13 protein-coding genes are annotated in these 16,401 nt (G+C 67.7%); 4 read left to right on the top strand and 9 right to left on the bottom strand.

Translation table 11 applies throughout. From position 1 onward, the window contains the following. Positions 1 to 7 precede the first annotated feature (7 nt). On the bottom strand, positions 8 to 2,245 hold the full coding sequence (locus QTH97_RS04855; protein WP_286566921.1) for a heavy metal translocating P-type ATPase: 2,238 nt from the start codon (positions 2,243 to 2,245) through the stop codon (positions 8 to 10). 171 nt (positions 2,246 to 2,416) lie between these two features. On the opposite strand from QTH97_RS04855, the gene QTH97_RS04850 reads away from it, so the two are divergent. After that, a complete protein-coding gene (locus QTH97_RS04850; protein WP_286566920.1) occupies positions 2,417 to 3,388 on the top strand; it encodes a JmjC domain-containing protein in 972 nt (323 codons plus the stop codon). Between the two features lie 15 nt (positions 3,389 to 3,403). Here QTH97_RS04850 and QTH97_RS04845 read toward each other — a convergent pair whose 3' ends face one another. Both QTH97_RS04845 and QTH97_RS04840 read right to left on the bottom strand, forming a co-directional pair. Beyond that, positions 3,404 to 4,678 (bottom strand): c-type cytochrome, encoded by a 1,275-nt coding sequence (locus tag QTH97_RS04845; RefSeq protein ID WP_286566919.1) that lies wholly within the window; start codon positions 4,676 to 4,678, stop codon positions 3,404 to 3,406. Between the two features lie 7 nt (positions 4,679 to 4,685). Further along, positions 4,686 to 5,417 carry a c-type cytochrome gene (locus tag QTH97_RS04840; protein WP_286566918.1) on the bottom strand — a complete coding sequence of 244 codons (732 nt, stop codon included), beginning with the start codon at positions 5,415 to 5,417 and terminating at the stop codon, positions 4,686 to 4,688. A 164-nt stretch (positions 5,418 to 5,581) separates the two neighbouring features. Here QTH97_RS04840 and QTH97_RS04835 point away from each other — a divergent pair, with 164 nt between their 5' ends. Beyond that, positions 5,582 to 6,313, top strand: coding sequence for a DUF1345 domain-containing protein (locus tag QTH97_RS04835; RefSeq protein WP_286566917.1), 732 nt, complete (start codon positions 5,582 to 5,584; stop codon positions 6,311 to 6,313). Here QTH97_RS04835 and QTH97_RS04830 read toward each other — a convergent pair. Genes QTH97_RS04830 through QTH97_RS04820 form a run of 3 tightly spaced genes read right to left on the bottom strand, consistent with a single transcriptional unit; the run spans position 6,272 to position 9,308 of the window. Further along, the gene (locus QTH97_RS04830; RefSeq protein WP_444813372.1) at positions 6,272 to 7,243 is read right to left on the bottom strand and encodes a DMT family transporter; all 972 of its coding nucleotides are present in this window, start codon (positions 7,241 to 7,243) and stop codon (positions 6,272 to 6,274) included. The two genes, QTH97_RS04835 and QTH97_RS04830, sit on opposite strands and share 42 nt — an antisense overlap. After that, positions 7,240 to 7,737 (bottom strand): methylated-DNA--[protein]-cysteine S-methyltransferase, encoded by a 498-nt coding sequence (locus QTH97_RS04825; protein ID WP_286566916.1) that lies wholly within the window; start codon positions 7,735 to 7,737, stop codon positions 7,240 to 7,242. Before QTH97_RS04825 ends, QTH97_RS04830 begins: the two co-directional genes overlap by 4 nt. Before the next feature lie 5 nt (positions 7,738 to 7,742). Next, complete coding sequence (locus QTH97_RS04820) at positions 7,743 to 9,308, bottom strand: DNA-3-methyladenine glycosylase 2 family protein (protein WP_286566915.1); 1,566 nt, start codon at positions 9,306 to 9,308, stop codon at positions 7,743 to 7,745. Between the two features lie 112 nt (positions 9,309 to 9,420). On the opposite strand from QTH97_RS04820, the gene QTH97_RS04815 reads away from it, so the two are divergent. Together QTH97_RS04815 and QTH97_RS04810 are read left to right on the top strand one after the other, a co-directional pair. Further along, positions 9,421 to 10,803, top strand: coding sequence for a phosphomannomutase/phosphoglucomutase (locus QTH97_RS04815; protein WP_286566914.1), 1,383 nt, complete (start codon positions 9,421 to 9,423; stop codon positions 10,801 to 10,803). Positions 10,804 to 10,813: 10 nt separating this feature from the next. After that, the gene (locus tag QTH97_RS04810; RefSeq protein WP_286566913.1) at positions 10,814 to 12,169 is read left to right on the top strand and encodes a 3-deoxy-D-manno-octulosonic acid transferase; all 1,356 of its coding nucleotides are present in this window, start codon (positions 10,814 to 10,816) and stop codon (positions 12,167 to 12,169) included. A gap of 104 nt (positions 12,170 to 12,273) precedes the next feature. Here QTH97_RS04810 and QTH97_RS04805 read toward each other — a convergent pair whose 3' ends face one another. The 3 genes from QTH97_RS04805 to QTH97_RS04795 form a co-directional block, all read right to left on the bottom strand. Further along, a complete protein-coding gene (locus tag QTH97_RS04805) occupies positions 12,274 to 13,335 on the bottom strand; it encodes an autotransporter family protein (protein WP_286566912.1) in 1,062 nt (353 codons plus the stop codon). Between the two features lie 195 nt (positions 13,336 to 13,530). Further along, complete coding sequence (locus QTH97_RS04800) at positions 13,531 to 15,399, bottom strand: alkyl/aryl-sulfatase (protein WP_286566911.1); 1,869 nt, start codon at positions 15,397 to 15,399, stop codon at positions 13,531 to 13,533. Positions 15,400 to 15,402: 3 nt separating this feature from the next. After that, positions 15,403 to 16,386 (bottom strand): Bug family tripartite tricarboxylate transporter substrate binding protein, encoded by a 984-nt coding sequence (locus QTH97_RS04795; protein ID WP_286566910.1) that lies wholly within the window; start codon positions 16,384 to 16,386, stop codon positions 15,403 to 15,405. Between the last annotated feature and the right edge of the window lie 15 nt (positions 16,387 to 16,401).

Here is a 16,401-nt window from a genome sequence, read left to right as displayed (position 1 = left end):
GCCTCGCTCATTGCGCATTTCCCTTCCAGCGCCGCAGCAGCAGCGCATTGCCCACCACGCTCACGCTGCTGAAGGCCATCGCCGCACCGGCGATCACCGGGCTCAACATGCCGAGTGCCGCGAGCGGAATGCCGACCACGTTGTAGGCAAAGGCCCAGAACAGGTTCTGGCGGATTTTCGCGTAGGTGCGGCGCGAGATGTCGATCGCGTCGCTCACCAGCGCTGGGTCGCCGCGCATGAGCGTGATGCCGGCTGCATGCATCGCGACGTCGGTGCCGGTGGACATCGCGATGCCGACATCGGCCGCTGCCAGCGCCGGCGCGTCGTTGATGCCGTCGCCCACCATCGCGACGCGCTCTCCGCCAGACTTGAGCTGCGTGATGATGGACGCCTTGTCCTCTGGCAGCACTTCGGCGCGTACCGTGTCGATCTTCAAGGCCCGCGCCACCGCTTCCGCGCTGCCGCGGTTGTCTCCGGAGACAAGGGCCGTCCGGATGCCCTGCGCGTGCAACTGGCGGATAGCCGCCGCCGCGCTGGCCTTGGGCGTGTCGCCGAACGCCAGCAGACCGATGAGGGTGGGGCGATCGGTCACGTCCGCCAGCCATGAGACGGTGCGGCCTTCCGACTGCAACTGGGTGGCGCGCGCATCGAGCCTGCCGAGCGGCACGAGGATCTCGCGCATGAAGCGCGTGCTGCCCAGGCGCAGTGCGCGGCCGTCGACGAGGGCCGACATGCCGCGTCCGGCCACGGCGCGCACGGCGTTCGCGCGAGGGATCTCGATGCCCGCCTTCTTCGCCCTGTCGAGGACGGCGCGGGCCAGCGGATGCTCGCTGCCCGCCTGGATCGCGGCGCTGGCGCGCAGCAGCGCATCGGCATTGCCGTCCACCGCCTCGAAAGCCACCAATTCCGGCCGACCTTCGGTCAGCGTGCCCGTCTTGTCGAAGGCAACGATCCTCACGCTGTGCGCCACCTCGAGCGCCTCCGCGTCCTTGATCAACACGCCATGGCGCGCGGCGACGCCCGTGCCGGCCATGATCGCGGTCGGCGTCGCCAGGCCCAGGGCGCAGGGGCAGGCGATCACGAGCACGGCGACGGCGTTCAGGATCGCCGTCTCCCAGTTGCCCGTGACGAAGCCCCAAGCGAGGAAAGTCAGAAGTGCAATGCCGATGACCACCGGCACGAAGACGTTGCTCACGCGGTCGACGAGCCGCTGGATGGGCGCCTTTTTCGCCTGCGCTGATTCCACGAGCCGCACGATGCGCGCGAGTGTCGACTCCGCGCCCACGGCGGTCGTGCGAACCACCAGCAGGCCCTGGCCGTTCATCGACCCGCCGGTGACTGTATCGGCCACCTGCTTGGCGACGGGAAGGCTTTCGCCGGTGATGAGCGATTCGTCGACTTCGCTGGCACCCTCGACCACGGTGCCATCGACGGGCAGGCGTTCGCCGGGCCGGATGACGACCAGGTCGTCGATCCCGACCTGCGCCAGCGCCACGTCCTGGTCGATGCCGTGGCGGCGAACACGCGCGCGCTCGGGCCGCAGCGCGTTCAAGGCGCGGATGGCTTCGGTGGTCTGCCGCTTGGCCCTCGTTTCGAGCCACTTGCCCAGCAGCACCAGCGTGATGACCACCGCCGAGGCTTCGAAATACAGGTGCGGCATGCCGCCGTGGCCGCTCGCCGTGAGGAGCAGGTAGGCGCTGAGGCCGAAGGCAGCGGTCGTGCCGAGGGCGACGAGCAGGTCCATGTTGCCGGCGCGGGCCTTCAGGGCCTTCCAGCCCGAGCGGTAGAAACGCGCGCCCAGCCAGAACTGCACGGGCGCGGCCAGTGCGAGTTGCAGCCAGCCGTCGAGCATCCATTCCTGGCCGATGAGCAAACCCAGCATGGGCAGCACCAGCGGTGCGGAGAGGATCGCCGCGGCGATGACGGGCCAGGCATCGTTGCGACTGCGCGGTCGCGCGACCGGCGATCCGGCCGCTGGCGAGGCTTCTTCCACAGGCGCCTCTTCTCCAACGCTGTAGCCCGCCTTCTCGATGGCCGCGCGCAAGGTGCCGAGCGAGACCGAGCCATCGGTCTGCACGCTGGCCGCCTCGGTGGCGAGGTTGACGCTGGCCTCCGTGACGCCAGGGACGCCGGCCAATGACCGTTCGACGCGCGCCACGCATGACGCGCAAGTCATGCCTTCGATCGGAAGCGACCACTCCTTCAGGTCGCTCGCACCGGGCGAGATCGCCAGGCTGTTGTTCATTCGGTATCTCCTGTCCTTCGAGCCGCGTCTGCGGCAGATGCAGGAAGTATCAACCTTGACATCATGGGAGGGTCAAGGCGCCGTGAATCTCTGACTTTCGACCTATCTCCATTGCAAATAGTAATTTGGTGTTACATCTGGTATGCTTTTTGCCCAACCGTAGGAGAGACCATGGGCGCAAGCGAGATCGAGAGAATGGCGACCTTGACGCCGGATTGCCGCCTGTGGGTGGACGATCCGGCGGGATTCACGACGCACAAGGTGGGCCGGCTGCACCACAACTACCACGAGCATCCGCTGTTCCAGTTGCCCGAACTCGAGGCCCTGGCCAAGGACCTCGCGCCCATGAAGCAATGCCGCTTCGTCCGGCCCGGCATCACGCAGGCCTCGGGCTTCGCGCACGACAGCGAGCATCCGGACGGGCGAAGCATCGAAGAGGTCTTCCGGCGCATCGAAGAGCCCGGCTCCTGGATTGCGCTCTACAACGTCGAAGCCATTCCGCGCTACCGGGCCCTGCTCGACAACATCCTGGACAACGTGCGCGAGACCATCGAGCGCGAGCAGCCGGACATCTTCATGGTGACGGGCTTCATCTTCATTTCCGCGCCACCGTCGGTGACGCCGTTTCACATCGACCGCGAGAACAATTTCTGGCTCCAGCTGCGCGGCCGCAAGGTCATGAACGTCTGGGACCACACGGACCGGGTGGTGGTGCCCGCCGACGCGGTGGAGGACTTCATCGTCGCGCACTCGCTGCGCAAGGTTCGCCTGAAGGAAGAGTTCAAGGCGCGCAGCCATGAGTTCGAGACGCAGGCAGGCGACGGCGTGTATTTCCCGAGCACCTCGCCGCACATGACGCGCTCCGATCCCGACTGGACGGCGCCCGGCGATCGCGTGGCGATCTCGATCGGCGTGAACTTCTACACCTCGGTCACGCGCAGGGTGGCGCGCGTGCACCAGCTCAACCGGGTGCTGCGCCGCTGCGGCCTGTCGCCTGCGGCGCCGGGCGAATCGGTCTCGGCAGACGCCTTCAAGGCGCCGATCGGCGAATTCGTCGGGGCGGCGCGCTCGTCGCTGGCCCGGATGGTCAGGACCTTGCGACGCATGCAGCGCACGGGGACGGCGCCTCCGGGGTCTTATTGAGTTCGCCGGCCCTGTTCAGCGGCGCAGCATGTCGCGCGGCGTGACCGGCGGCGCGTCGTTGCCCCAGGAGCCGCGCACGTAGGTCAGTACCGCAGCGACATCGCTGTCGTCCAGCACGTAGCGGAAGGGCGGCATGCCGTAGGGGCGGGGGTTGCCTCCGGTGGAAGGCAGGAATCCGCCGTGCCGCACGATCTGGATCAGATTGACCACCGAGTCCATGAGCACGGCGCGATTGCCGGCGAGCGGCGGGTAGGCGCCCTCGGCACCCTGGCCCTTGTCACCGTGGCAATAGGCGCAGCGCTGGTCGAAGATTTTCGCGCCGCGCTCCATGACGCGCGCATCGCGACGTGAGGTCGTCGACGTCGGAGCCGGTGCAGCAGATGCGATATTCGGCAAGCTCTTCAGGTACACGCCCATCGCGCGCAAATCGGCTTCGTCCAGATGCTGCGTGCTGCCGAACACCACATCCGCCATCGGGCCCATGACCGAGCCGCGTGCCGACCGGCCGTTCTTGAGCAGCTCGGCCACGTCCTTCGGGTCCCAGTCGGCGACGCCGGCCTCGCGCTTCGAGGTCAACGAAGGCGCATACCAGTTCTCGACCGCGATGAGCCCGCCGGACAGGCCCAGCTTCTCTTGCGTGGCACCAAGCACGTTGCGTGTGCCGTGGCAGGCGATGCAGTGCCCGAGGCCGTCGATGAGGTAGGCGCCGCGGTTCCATTCGGCGGGCTTCGCCGGATCGGCGACGTAGGTGCCCGGCTTGAACGAGAGCGCCCGCCAGACGGCCAGCGCGGGCTGGGTGTCGTAGGGGAAGCGAAGCTTGTGCGCAAGATTCGGCGTGGGCGAGGGGGGAATGCTTTGCAGGTAGGCAAAGATCGCATCCGAATCCTCGCGCGTGACACGGGTGAAGTTCGGGTACGGAAAGGCGGGGTAGAGCAGGCGGCCGTCCTTGGATCGCCCGTTGTGCATGGCGCGCCAGAAATGCGCCGACGTCCATCCGCCGATGCCGGCGTTCGGATCGGGCGTGAGGTTGCTGGCGAAGATCGTGCCGAAGGGTGTCTCGATGCCCACGCCGCCCGCATAGGGCGCGCCGCCGCGCGCCGTGTGGCAGCCCGCGCAATTGCCGGCGAGCGCGAGGTAGCGGCCGCGTTCGACCTGGGCCGGTGTGGGGTTGAAGGCAACAGGCGGGTCCGGCAGCTTGTCTTCGCCGCGCAGGTTGAGCGCAAGGATGGCCAGGCCCGCCAGCACCGCGAGGGTGGCGAGAAGAATCAGCAGGTAGAGCAGGCGGCGCATGGCGGGATCAGGGAGTGTTCAGGGCGCTGCATGCCATCGGCACCGGGCTGGGCGCGTGGGCTACTGGCTTCGGATTGGCGGGCACGGGTTGCAGCACCAGCCAACTCGTCACGGCGTTGATGTCGGCCGTCGTGAGCTTGCGGCCCACTTGCGCCATGCAGTCGGGTTCGAGCGCGTGTCGGTCGTTGGTCACCCAGGCGCCGAGCTGCGACGAGAGATAGAGCCGCGGCAGGCCGACCAGCCCTGGTATGCCGGGCAACACGCCGGTGAGCGCCTGGCCATGGCATTGCGCGCAGGCGGGAATGCCACGCGCCGCGTCGCCCTCGAACACCAGCGCCTTGCCGTGCGCGAGCATCTGGGGCGTGGCGTCGGTGGTGGTGGGCGCGGGCGGATAGGGCAGGTCGATTCCGGCGAAGTAGTCCGCGATCTCGCGCAGGTAGGCGTCCGACAGGTGCTGCACCATGTGCGTCATGTCGGAATTGAAGCGGCGGCCATCTCGGTAGCTCAGCAACTGGTTGAAGAGATAGGCCGAGGGCTTGCCGGACAACCGCGGAAAGTAGGCCGCCTCTGTGCTCGAGCCTTCGCGGCCGTGGCACGCGATGCAGGCCGCCGCGCGCTGCTCGATGGTGTCGGGGACACGCGTCGGTGGCGCGGCGTGGCTTGACGCCAGGGTCGAGGCGGCGAGCGCGGCGCCCGTGACGCTTCGCAGCAGGCTCTGCCAGTGGCGTGTGATGTTCATGCGTGGCTCAGTGGTTCTTATGGAGGGCAATCGACGGTGTCCCGGCTGCGCGGTGCGCCGGCACGGATGCGTGACTGTCCTCCATTGCCCGGCAAAAGAACAGTCTCAGTGTCGCGCCAATCGATCGGATCAGTTGTACACGGCAGAGAGGCTACAGTGGCCGCATGCGCAAGCAAATCGTCATGATGTCCGGCTGGCAGCGGCTCCTTTGCGCCGCCATCGTCGGTCTGTCGGTGGGCTTCGGCCTGGGCCTGACGAGGCTCGATCCCGGTCCGTGCGGGCTGCTCGGCTGGTGCACCGGCGCCGCGGTCTACCTGCTGCCCGCATGGTGGCTTGCCGAGACCTCGGACGCCGATCGCACACGCTCGCGCGCCCAGTCGATGGACCCGCCCAGGGCGTGGCTTCTCGTCATCATGCTGGTGGCGGTCTTCGTGAGCATGGCGGTGATCCTGACGCTGCTGAGAAAGGTGCCGACATTGCACGGCATGGAGCGCATCGGCCTCATCACGCTCGGGTTGGCTGCGCTGGCGAGTTCTTGGCTTCTGATCCACACGATCTACGCCTTTCACTACGCGCACCGCTACTACCAGGCAGAGCTCGATCCGGCGGAGCAGGGCCCGGGTCTGGACTTCCCGGGCAAGCTGGACCCGGACTATTTCGACTTCCTCTACTACTCCTTCGTGGTCGGCATGACCTCGCAGGTGTCGGACGTGCAGGTCACCTCGCGCGACATGCGGCGCATCACGCTCTTGCACGGCGTGGTCTCGTTCACCTTCAACATGCTGGTGCTGGCGCTGTCGATCAACGTGGTGGCCACGTTGATCCAGGATTCGGCGAACGACGGCTCCGTCGCCTCAACTGCCGCGGCCACCCAGCTTGACAAGCCCGGTCGATAACGCGACGCCGCAGACGATCACCGCCGCGCAGATCAGCATCCATTGCGTGATCTCTTCGCCGAGGAACACGGCGCCGTAGAAGAGCGCGAACACCGGCACCAGGAAGGTGACCGTCAGCGCGCGGGCCGGCCCCGCGGCCTCGATCAGCCGGAAGAACAGGATGTAGGCCAGGCCCGTGCAGGCTGTGCCCACGGCGATGAGCGCAAGCCATGCGTGCAGGCTGGGCATCTGCGCCGGCCAGAGCCAGAAGGCCGGCACTGCGAGGGCGAGCGTGGCGCCGATCTGGCTGCCTGTCGCCGTCGCCAATGCGGGGACGCCCACCAGGTGCTTGCGCGTCAGGCTCGCCGCGAACGCATAACAGATGCATGCGGCGAGACAGGAGGCGATGGCCCAGCGCGCAGCGCCTTCGTCGGCACCCGAGTGAAAGCCCGCGCTGCGCCCGGCAAGCATCGCAACACCGGCAAAGCCGATCACCAGGCCGAGGATTCGCGAGCGGTCGGGACGGTCGCCGAACCACCCCCATGCAACCAACGCGCCGAACATCGGCACCGTGGCGTTCATCACCGCCGCGAGACCGCTGTTGATGGTCAGCAGCGCGAAGGCGAAGAACGCAAAGGGCAGACCGGAGTTGAGGACGCCGATACCCAGCGCAGGCTTCCAGTGTTGCTTGAAGCTGGACCATTGCCCCCGCAGCAAGAGCAAGGGGAACAGGAACAGCATTGCGATGCCCACACGAACCGCCGCCGTCGGCAGCGCGCCGAACTCCGCGGCGCCGATGCGCATGAACAGGAAGGACGCGCCCCAGAGTGCGCCGAGCAGCACGAGGTCGACCAGCCAGCGTCGGCTGGCGGGCTGGGCGGTCGTTGCCTTCGGGATCGGCGCTGCCGGCTTGGGCGCGCCAACGCCCACGGTGCATTCGCCCTCGCTCACAGTGCGCCTTCCAGTTCGAGCAGCGCGGTCTTGCGATCGAGTCCTCCCGCATAGCCGGTGAGCGAACCGTCGGAGCCCAGCACGCGGTGGCAAGGCACGATCACGCTGATCGGGTTGCGCCCCACGGCCGCACCGACGGCGCGCACGGCCGCCGGATTGCCGACGCCCGCGCTGAGTGCGCCGTAGCTGGTCGTCTGGCCTGCAGGGATGGCGAGCAGCGCCTGCCACACCGATTGCTGGAAGGCCGTGCCGTGGGAGAGATCCAGGGTCAGGTCGAAGTGCTTCCGACGACCGGCGAAGTAGTCCATGAGTTGCGCGGCCGCTTCCATCAGCACAGGATGGTTGGCATCGGCCTGCCATCCGGCCGTGTCGGGCCAGTGGCGTTGCTGGTCGAACCAGACGCCGGCCAGGCCCTTGTCGGTCGCGGCCAATGTGACGCCGCCGAGCGAACTGTCGATGTGGGTGCTGTAGATGGTCGTGTTCTTGAATTTCATGGCAGTCAGGCTGTGACGCTGGAAGGTGTTGGAGGGGCGGCGGTCGTTGCGTCGACCGGCCGGGTGGTGGCGGGTGCGGGGCTGTGCCAGGCGCGCAGAACCGCATAGCCGCGCCACGGCCGCCACGCTTGCGAGGCTTCTGCCGCCGCCCGGGCCGTCGTCACGCCGAGCGCCTTTTGTAGCGCGACGTCGCCGGCGGGAAAGGCATCGGGCCATCGAAGTGCGCGCATTGCGATGTATTGAGCAGTCCAGTCGCCGATGCCGGGCAGCGCCTGCAGCGCGGCAAGGGTGGCGGGTACGTCCGCGCCGGCATGCAGCGTGAGACGGCCGTCAATCACTTCGCGCGCCACCGCGAGCAGGGCGGCCTGCCGCTGGCGCACGATGCCGAGCTGGCCGAGCGCATCGCCGCTCGCACCGGCGATGGCGGCGGGCGTGGGGAACAGCCGGTCGAGCCCTTCGATCGGCGTGGCGACGGGCTCGCCGAAGACCTGCACCAGCCGGGTGCCCAGCGTGCGTGCCGCCGCTACGGTGATCTGCTGGCCGAGCACCGCGCGCACCGCAAGCTCGAAACCGTCGACGGTGCCCGGCACGCGCAAGCCATCGCCAAGCGGGAAGCTGTCATGCAGCGCGCTGTTGATCGCCATGGGCTCGGCATCGAGATCGAGCATGGCGCGCACCCGGCTTATCACGGTCGGCAGCACGGCGGCGAGCGAATCGCCGACCCGCAGCAGAACTTGCTCGCGCTGCGGATCGAAGCGAAGCTGCAGCCAGCCTTCGAGCGTGCGCCCGCCTTGCGTCACGCGCAACGTACGGGCGAACTGCCTCGTACCACCCGGGCCGCTGTCATTCAGCGCCTCGACGCCGCGCAACGCTCGTCGGGCAAAGAAGTCCAGCATGGCATCGCTGTCGTAGGGCGGGCGGAAACCGAGCCGCACGGTCACCGACGCATCTTCGCGATCGCCGGCCACGGTGCCCGCACGCCGCAGCGCGCTGGGGTTGAGGCCGTAGTGCGTGAGGAAGGCGGCATTGAAGCGCCGGACGCTGGCGAACCCGCTGGCCATCGCCACCTGCGTCATCGGCAGGCGCGTATCGGCGATCAGTTGCTTGGCGGCGAGCAGGCGGCGCGTTTGCAGGTATTGCAGGGGCGACACGCCGAACTGCGTCTCGAAGATGCGGCGCAGGTGCCGGTCGCTGACGCCGAGCCGCGCGGCGATGCGGGCCGCGCCGGGGCCGTCCTCGGCCCAGGCGTCGGGTTCGTCGATCAGGCGCGCAGCTTGCAAGGCCAGTATGCGTGATGCGTCTTCGGTCGACCAACTGGCGGCGCGAGGGGCCAATTCGGGGCGGCATCGCAGGCAAGGGCGGAATCCGGCCGCCTCGGCCTGCGCTGCGTGACGGAAAAAGCAGCAGTTCTCGCGCCGTGGCAGCTTGACGCGGCAGACCGGCCGGCAATAGATGCCGGTCGAGGTCACGCCGGTGAAGAACGAGCCGTCGAAGCGTGCGTCGTGGGCCTTCATGGCCAGGTAGCAGGCGTCGCTCTCGAGTGCAGCGGTGGATGCGGGGGCGGGAGACATGGAATGATGATACGGCTCGCCCACGAGCAGGAGTAGCCATTTCCGGACATCTGGCCCATGAAGGCCGTGCCTACAATGGTCCTCATTTTTTGAACTTCCAGGGGTAGCTTTCATGCAACTCAGCGCATCGATCTTCAAGGCCTACGACATTCGCGGCGTGGTGCCCACCACGCTGGACGCGGAAGTCGCCGAGGCGCTCGGCAAGGCCTTCGGCAGCGCCGCGCGCACAGCCGGGGAGAAGTCGGTGGCAGTGGGACGCGACGGGCGCCTTTCGGGCCCGGCGCTCGTCGAAGCGCTGATCAGGGGGCTGGTCGCCACCGGCATCGAGGTGATCGACGTCGGTGCCGTCACGACGCCGATGCTCTATTTCGCGGCACATACGCTGGCCACGAGCGGCATCCAGGTCACCGGCAGCCACAACCCGAAGGACTACAACGGCTTCAAGATGGTGCTGGCCGGCCGTGCGATCTACGGCGACGAGATCCAGGGCCTGCGCAAGGTGATGGAAGCCGACAGCGCCAGGCTGGCCCCTGGAGGCAGCGTGCGCAAGGTCGACGTGACCGAGGCCTACACGCAACGCATCGTGGGCGACATCCGGCTCGCACGGCCGCTCAAGATCGTGGTCGATTCCGGCAACGGCATCGCGGGCGCATCGGCCCCGGCGATCCTGCGGGCCATCGGTTGCGATGTGACCGAGCTCTTCAGCGAGGTGGACGGCAACTTTCCCAATCACCATCCCGATCCGAGCAAACCCGAGAACCTCAAGGACCTCATCGCCGCACTGCAGGCGGGCGACGCTGAACTCGGCCTGGCCTTCGATGGCGACGGCGACCGGCTGGGCATCGTCACCAAGAACGGCAACAACATCTATCCGGACCGCCAGATGATGCTGTTCGCGCAGGACGTTCTGTCGCGCGCGCCGGGCGGCACGATCGTGTACGACGTGAAATGCTCGCAGCGCCTGGGCCCGGCCATCGAGGCGGCCGGCGGCAAGCCGCTGATCTTCAAGACCGGTCACTCGCTGATCAAGGCCAAGATGAAGGAGATCGATTCGCCGCTGGGCGGCGAGATGAGCGGCCACATCTTCTTCAAGGAGCGCTGGTTCGGTTTCGACGACGGTACCTATGCCGGGTGCCGCCTGCTCGAGATCCTGAGCAAGAGCCCGAATGCGAGCGACGTGCTCAACGCCTTGCCGACCAGCTTCTCGACGCCCGAACTCAACGTGAAGTGCGCCGAGGGCGAGCCGCATACCGTTGTCGACCAGCTCGTCAAGACCGCCAGGTTCGATGCGCCGGCCCAGGTGTCGACCATCGACGGCGTGCGCGTCGACTGGCCCGACGGCTTTGGCCTCATTCGCGCGTCGAACACCACGCCCGTGCTGGTGCTGCGCTTCGAGGGCCAGACCGAGGCCGCGCTTCATCGCATCGAAGGCGAGATGCTTGCGCTGCTCAAGAGCGCCAAGCCGGACGCCACCCTGGCCGAAGCCGCCCACTGATTCCCTGAGCGTGCGTTCGATGCTGCTGCGCCTCTACGGCGCTTTCACCACCCTGGCCCAGCCGCTGGTCCGGCGCAAGCTCCGGCGTCGCGCCGTGGCCGAGCCGGGCTATGCCCACGCGGTCGAGGAACGCTTCGGCCACTACGACGAAGCGGCCAACGGCACCGGCTGGTGCTGGATCCACGCCGTTTCGCTCGGCGAGGCGCGTGCTGCCGGCATCCTGATCGAAGAGTTGCGACGCCAATACCCCGAGATCCCGATCCTGCTCACCAACGGAACGGCCACGGGCCGCGAAGAGGGCGCCAAGCTGCTCCAGCCCGGCGACCTGCAGGTGTGGCAGCCATGGGACGCACCTGAACCTGTGGCGCGCTTTCTCGATCGCTTCCGTCCGCGCATCGGCGTGCTGATGGAAACCGAGGTCTGGCCCGAGATGACGGCCGCCTGCGCCGAGCGCGGCATTCCGCTGGTGCTTGCCAACGCGCGGCTGAACGAGAACTCGCTGGCCAACGCCGAGCGCCTCGGCTGGCTCGCGCGGCCGGCCTACTCGTCGCTCGCGGCAGTGTGGGCGCAGACCGAAGCCGATTCCCACCGGCTGGTCTCGCTGGGTGCCAAGGTCGCCGGCGTCTTCGGCAATCTCAAGTTCGATGCCACGCCGGATGCGCGACAGCTCGCGACCGCCGCAAAACTGCGCGCCCAGTTGCCGCGCCCGGTCGTCGTCTTCGCCAGCTCGCGCGATGGCGAGGAGCAGCAACTGCTCGATGTGCTCAAGCGCTTCGGCGCGCTGGCGCCGGTGCCGCCCGCGCAGGAGGCGATCCAGTCGATTGCCAAGCGCGTGCACGATGTGCAGTGGATGATCGTCCCTCGTCATCCGCAGCGCTTCGACGAGGTCGCTGCGCTGGTCGAGTCAAACGGGTTCGCCGTTGCACGCCGCAGCGCCGCCGGCGCGCCGACCGAAGCCGAGATCTGGCTTGGTGATTCACTGGGCGAGATGGCCCTCTACTATGGTCTCGCCGACGCAGCGCTCCTGGGCGGCAGCTTCGAGCCCCTGGGCGGCCAAAACCTGATCGAAGCGGCGGCCTGCGGCTGTCCCGTGATCATGGGCCCGTCCACCTACAACTTCGCCGAAGCCGCGGAACTCTCCCTGGCCGCCGGCGCCTCGCTCCGCGTCCCCGACATGGAGCACGCAGTCACGGCTGCGCTCAAGCTCGTCGAGAAAACCGAGCGCCGCGAAGCCATGGCCCAGGCCGCACTGGCCTTCGCATCCATGAACCGAGGCGCCGCCGAGCGCACCGCTGCGGCTCTGCTGGCGATCGCCGAACAAGCCTCCCCAGCCCCCGAGGAACGCCCCGAACCACGCCTGGAATAGCGCCGACGACCGCGTCCGGCGAAGCCAGGCCCGCCCGAGAAACGCCGCGGAAAGCCGGTGTCATTCCGGCATGGGGGTGGGCGAAGCCTGGGTGCGGGCAACAGTCACCACGCGTATTTCATGCCCCCCCGCACCGTCCACGCCTGGTAGGACTGATTGCCCCATTGCCATCCCAGGTCGCCCCAACCGGCCCAGCCGGACCTGAAGTCCACGTTGACGCCGGCCTTCAGCTCGTAGCGGTTGCTCGGGTACATGTCGCGCACCGAGAACTGGTTGATCGTGAGTTCCTCACCCGTGTTGTCGTACCACCAATTGACCGCGGCATAGGGGCGAATGCGCCAGCCGGAATCCAGCGTGCTGGCGCTGCGCAGGCGCAATCCCAGCCGCGACGTGTACGCGCCGCGATGCGAACCCTCGACGATGACGCCGCTGGGCTCGATGGCGACATAGGAATGATTGTGCAGATAGATCACCTGGCCCTGGGGCTCGAGCACCCAGTTGCTCGCTTCACCCAGCCGCAGGGCGTACCCGCCTTCGACCGAGAACATGCCGACGTGCGAGTTGTAGCTCGAGCGATCGAAGACAAGGGGGGTATCGACGGTGTTGTTGAACCGTGCGTACTGCCCCCACACGTCCGTGTACCAGCCAAGCCGGGTCCGGTCGTTCTGATACCAGGTGCCGTAGATGCCGAAGCCGCCACCGGACGTTTCCCCGCGTGCCTGGATCGGATTGCCGAAGGCATTGGAATCCGTCCTTCCGCTCGCATAACCTGCCATGGCGCCCAGATGCAATCGGTCGGCGCCGCCGAAGAGTGACCATTTCGCCACATCGCCTCCGCCCTGGAGCATCCAGGCCTTGCTGTCCGTGTCCAATCGGCCGCTGGCGTTGGTCGAACTCATGCCCTGTCCGCCGCCGCGGAGCCACACGTTGTGGGAGCCTTCTTGCAGGTAGTCCCCTCGATCCTGGAGGCTCTGCACGAAGGCAAAGCTCGACAGGCGCTGGTTGCCCATGTAGGCACCGGTCTGCGGCCTGGCGAGGGCGCTGAGGCCGCTTTCCGGAGCGCAGAGGCTCGTTGCGCCGACTGCCGCCGGCGTGCATTGCGCAAAGGCGGCAAGGCTGCTCGCGCAGACGGCGGCTACTGCCGCCAGACGCGCATGGGCTTGCAAAACGGGGCCGCCCGGCTTCCTGGCAAGCCGGTGGAGTGATACGCCGGGCGCTTGACGAGACGCACATCGCATGGCCGAACTCTCCTTCGGACAAGCCCGGCGCCCTGAGACGCCGGACATCCCGAGCCCATTGTGCGCGGGTCTGCGGCCGTCGTCACTTACCGAAAGGCGGATTGCGGCAATCCGTGAATTGCTTCATGGTTCCACGATGTTGAACATGGGTTCGAACTCGTCCAGCATCGAGAGCAAGGCACGCACCCGTGAAACGTCGCCACCAACGGCCACGTCACCCGCCTCGATGCCGCTCGCGATGGCCGCGGCAATGCCGTCCTCGTGCGCCAGCAGGCTCGCCAGCCGGTCGCGGCTCACCGCGATGGTGGCGTCTGCCTTCGAGGCCAGGCTCGACCGGCGATAGGTCAGGGCGGCATTGCCGAGCGTGAGGGTCCAGTGCTCGCCGGCGTCGACGATGTGCCAGGCGAGGCTCAGCGCGTGTCCGCTGGCGCGCTCGGCCACCAGCCGGATCGCCAGGCAGTCGAGGAACATCTCCATCGGCACCGCCTTGAGGAGGTCGTAGCTCATGCTGCGGCGCTTGGCGGCCGGGACGCCCAAACGCAACTCCCGCGCTGCCAGCAGATAGGCATTGCGCCAGGTGGCCGATTCGGCAGCGAAACCAAGCTGTTCCAGCGCCGTGGCGCACAGCGCACGCGCGGCCAGGTTGCCAGGCTCGGCGAACACGAGGTGGCTCGTGACTTCCGCCACCCAGCGGTGTTCGCCGCGCTCGAGATCCGCCTGCGCCCGTTCGAGCATGGCCGTGGCGCCGCCCATGTAGGCCACGTAGCGGGTCCCGGCCTCCACCGGTGGCAGCGCATGCAGCCGCGAGGGATTGCCGTCGTACCAGCCCAGGTAGTGCTGCACCACGGCCTTCACGTTGTGCACCAGCGTCCCGTAATAGCCCTGGGCATGCGTGACGTCGACCAACTCTGGCGGCAGGCGCAGTTCCTCCGCGATCTCCACGGCCGTCTGGCCCTTGTTCATGAGGCGCACGGTCTGGTCATGCACATACTTGTAGAGATCGCGCTGTTGCGCGATGAAGCGCGTGAGCGTCTCCTGGCCCCAGGTGGGCCAGTTGTGCTGCGCGAACACCACGTCCGAATGCGGCGCGAACTCGTGCAGGGCCTCGTCAAGGTAGCGCGACCACAGCCGGGCATCGCGCACCTGCGCCCCGCGCAGTGGACACAGGTTGTGCATCGTGTGCTGGCCGAGTTCCGCCAGGTTCAGCGCGCGCAACTGCGGGAAGAAGAAAAACATCTCCGACGGCGCTTCGCTTTCCGGTGCCAGCGCGAAGACGATCTCGATGCCGTCGATCACGTGGCTCTCGCGCTCCTTCTCGATGGTGCGCGTCGGCGGGATGAGGGTCACGGTGCCGTGGGGGAGGTTCTTGCCCAGCCCGCAATCGACCTGCGCGCACACGCCTCGCTTGAGTGTCTGGCCGAACTGGAATTGCGAGCGGCGCGACATCGCGTTGCCCGCGATCATGTTCTCCGCCACCGTGTGCCAGAGAAAGCCCGCCGGCGCGATGATCGGCACGCCCTGGCGAATCGCGTCCTGCTCGTCGATCACGCCGCGCACACCGCCGAAGTGGTCGACATGGCTGTGGCTGTAGATGACCGCCGTGACGGGCCTGTCGCCGCGTTGCTCGCGGTACAGCTTGAGCGCTGCCGCCGCAGTTTCCGCACAGGTCAGCGGGTCGATGATGATCACGCCGCGATCGCCTTCGACCAGCGTCATGTTGGCGAGGTCGAAGCCGCGCACCTGATAGATGCGCTGCGTCACCTCGAACAGGCCGTGCGTCATGTTGCGTCGCGCCTGTGCCCACAGGCCGGGGTGGACGGTCGGTGCGGGTTGTTCGTCTTCGAGAAACTCGTAGCCGGCCATGGTCCAGACCACGCGGCCGGTCTCGTCACGGATCTCGGCGTTCGGCCAGGTGGCGATGAAGCCGCGGGTCGTGGGGTCGTCGTTCCCGGCTTCGAAGTCGGAAGCCATCAGTGTGTTGCGCATCGTCATGACTCAGTCCAGCTTGGCTCCGGATACCTTGACGAGCTTTTCCCAGACGGGCCAGTCCGCGTTGTAGTTCTGGCGGAATTGATCGGCGGTCGTGCCCATCGGCACCATGCCCAGCACCTCGAATCGCTTGGCGACTTCCGGCGAAGCGACCGCCTGTTGCGCCGCTTGCTGCAGACGCGCGACGACAGCCTTCGGCGTGCCCTGCGGCACAGCCAGCGCGAGCCAGCCCGACATCCTGTATTCGGGGTCGGCAAAGCCGGCCTCGGCGAAGGTAGGCACATTGGGCAGGAGCGGCATGCGCTGTTCGCCCGTGATCGCGATGGCGCGCAGCTTGCCGCCATCGAGGTAGGCCTTGGCGGAAACGACGCTGCCGAAGGTGAAGCTCAACTGTCCACCGACGAGGTCCTGCAGCATCGGCGCCTCGCCCTTGTAGGCAACGTGTGTGATGTTGGCTTTCCACGACTGCGCCATGTACGCGCACGCCAGGTGCGGATACGAGCCCGCGCCCCACGAACCGCAGTTGCCGCCGGCGCTCGAGGTGCGCATCTCGCGCTGCAGGTCGGCCACGCTCTGGATGCGCGACGTGGCGGGCACGAGCAGCATCAGCGGCGCGGTGGCGATCTGCGTGACCAGTCCCAGTTCCTTGCGCGGGTCGTAGGGGAGCTTCTCGTAGAGGAACTGGTTGGTCAGCAGCGATTGCGTGAGGCCGATCATGACCGTGTAGCCGTCCGGGGCCGCCTTGGCGACCGCATTCGTGCCGAGGATGCCGCCGGCGCCCGGCTTGTTGTCGATGATGACCGGCTGGCCGAGCTGGCGCGTCATCTGCTCCGCCAGCGACCGTGCGACCACGTCGGTGCCGCCGCCGGCCGCGTAGGGCACGACCACCGTCACGGCCTTGCGCGGATAGTCGTCCGCCTGGGCAGGCGCCTGCAAGGCAAGGCCCGCCAGCAGAACGCCGGCCACCTGCCACTGGATTGCCGTCTTCATCGGCCGTCTCCTTCG

This window comes from Variovorax gracilis (assembly GCF_030317115.1).
GTDB lineage: Bacteria > Pseudomonadota > Gammaproteobacteria > Burkholderiales > Burkholderiaceae_C > Variovorax > Variovorax gracilis.
Note: the sequence above shows the minus strand (reverse complement) of the source record. Positions and strands in the feature narration are given on the sequence as shown.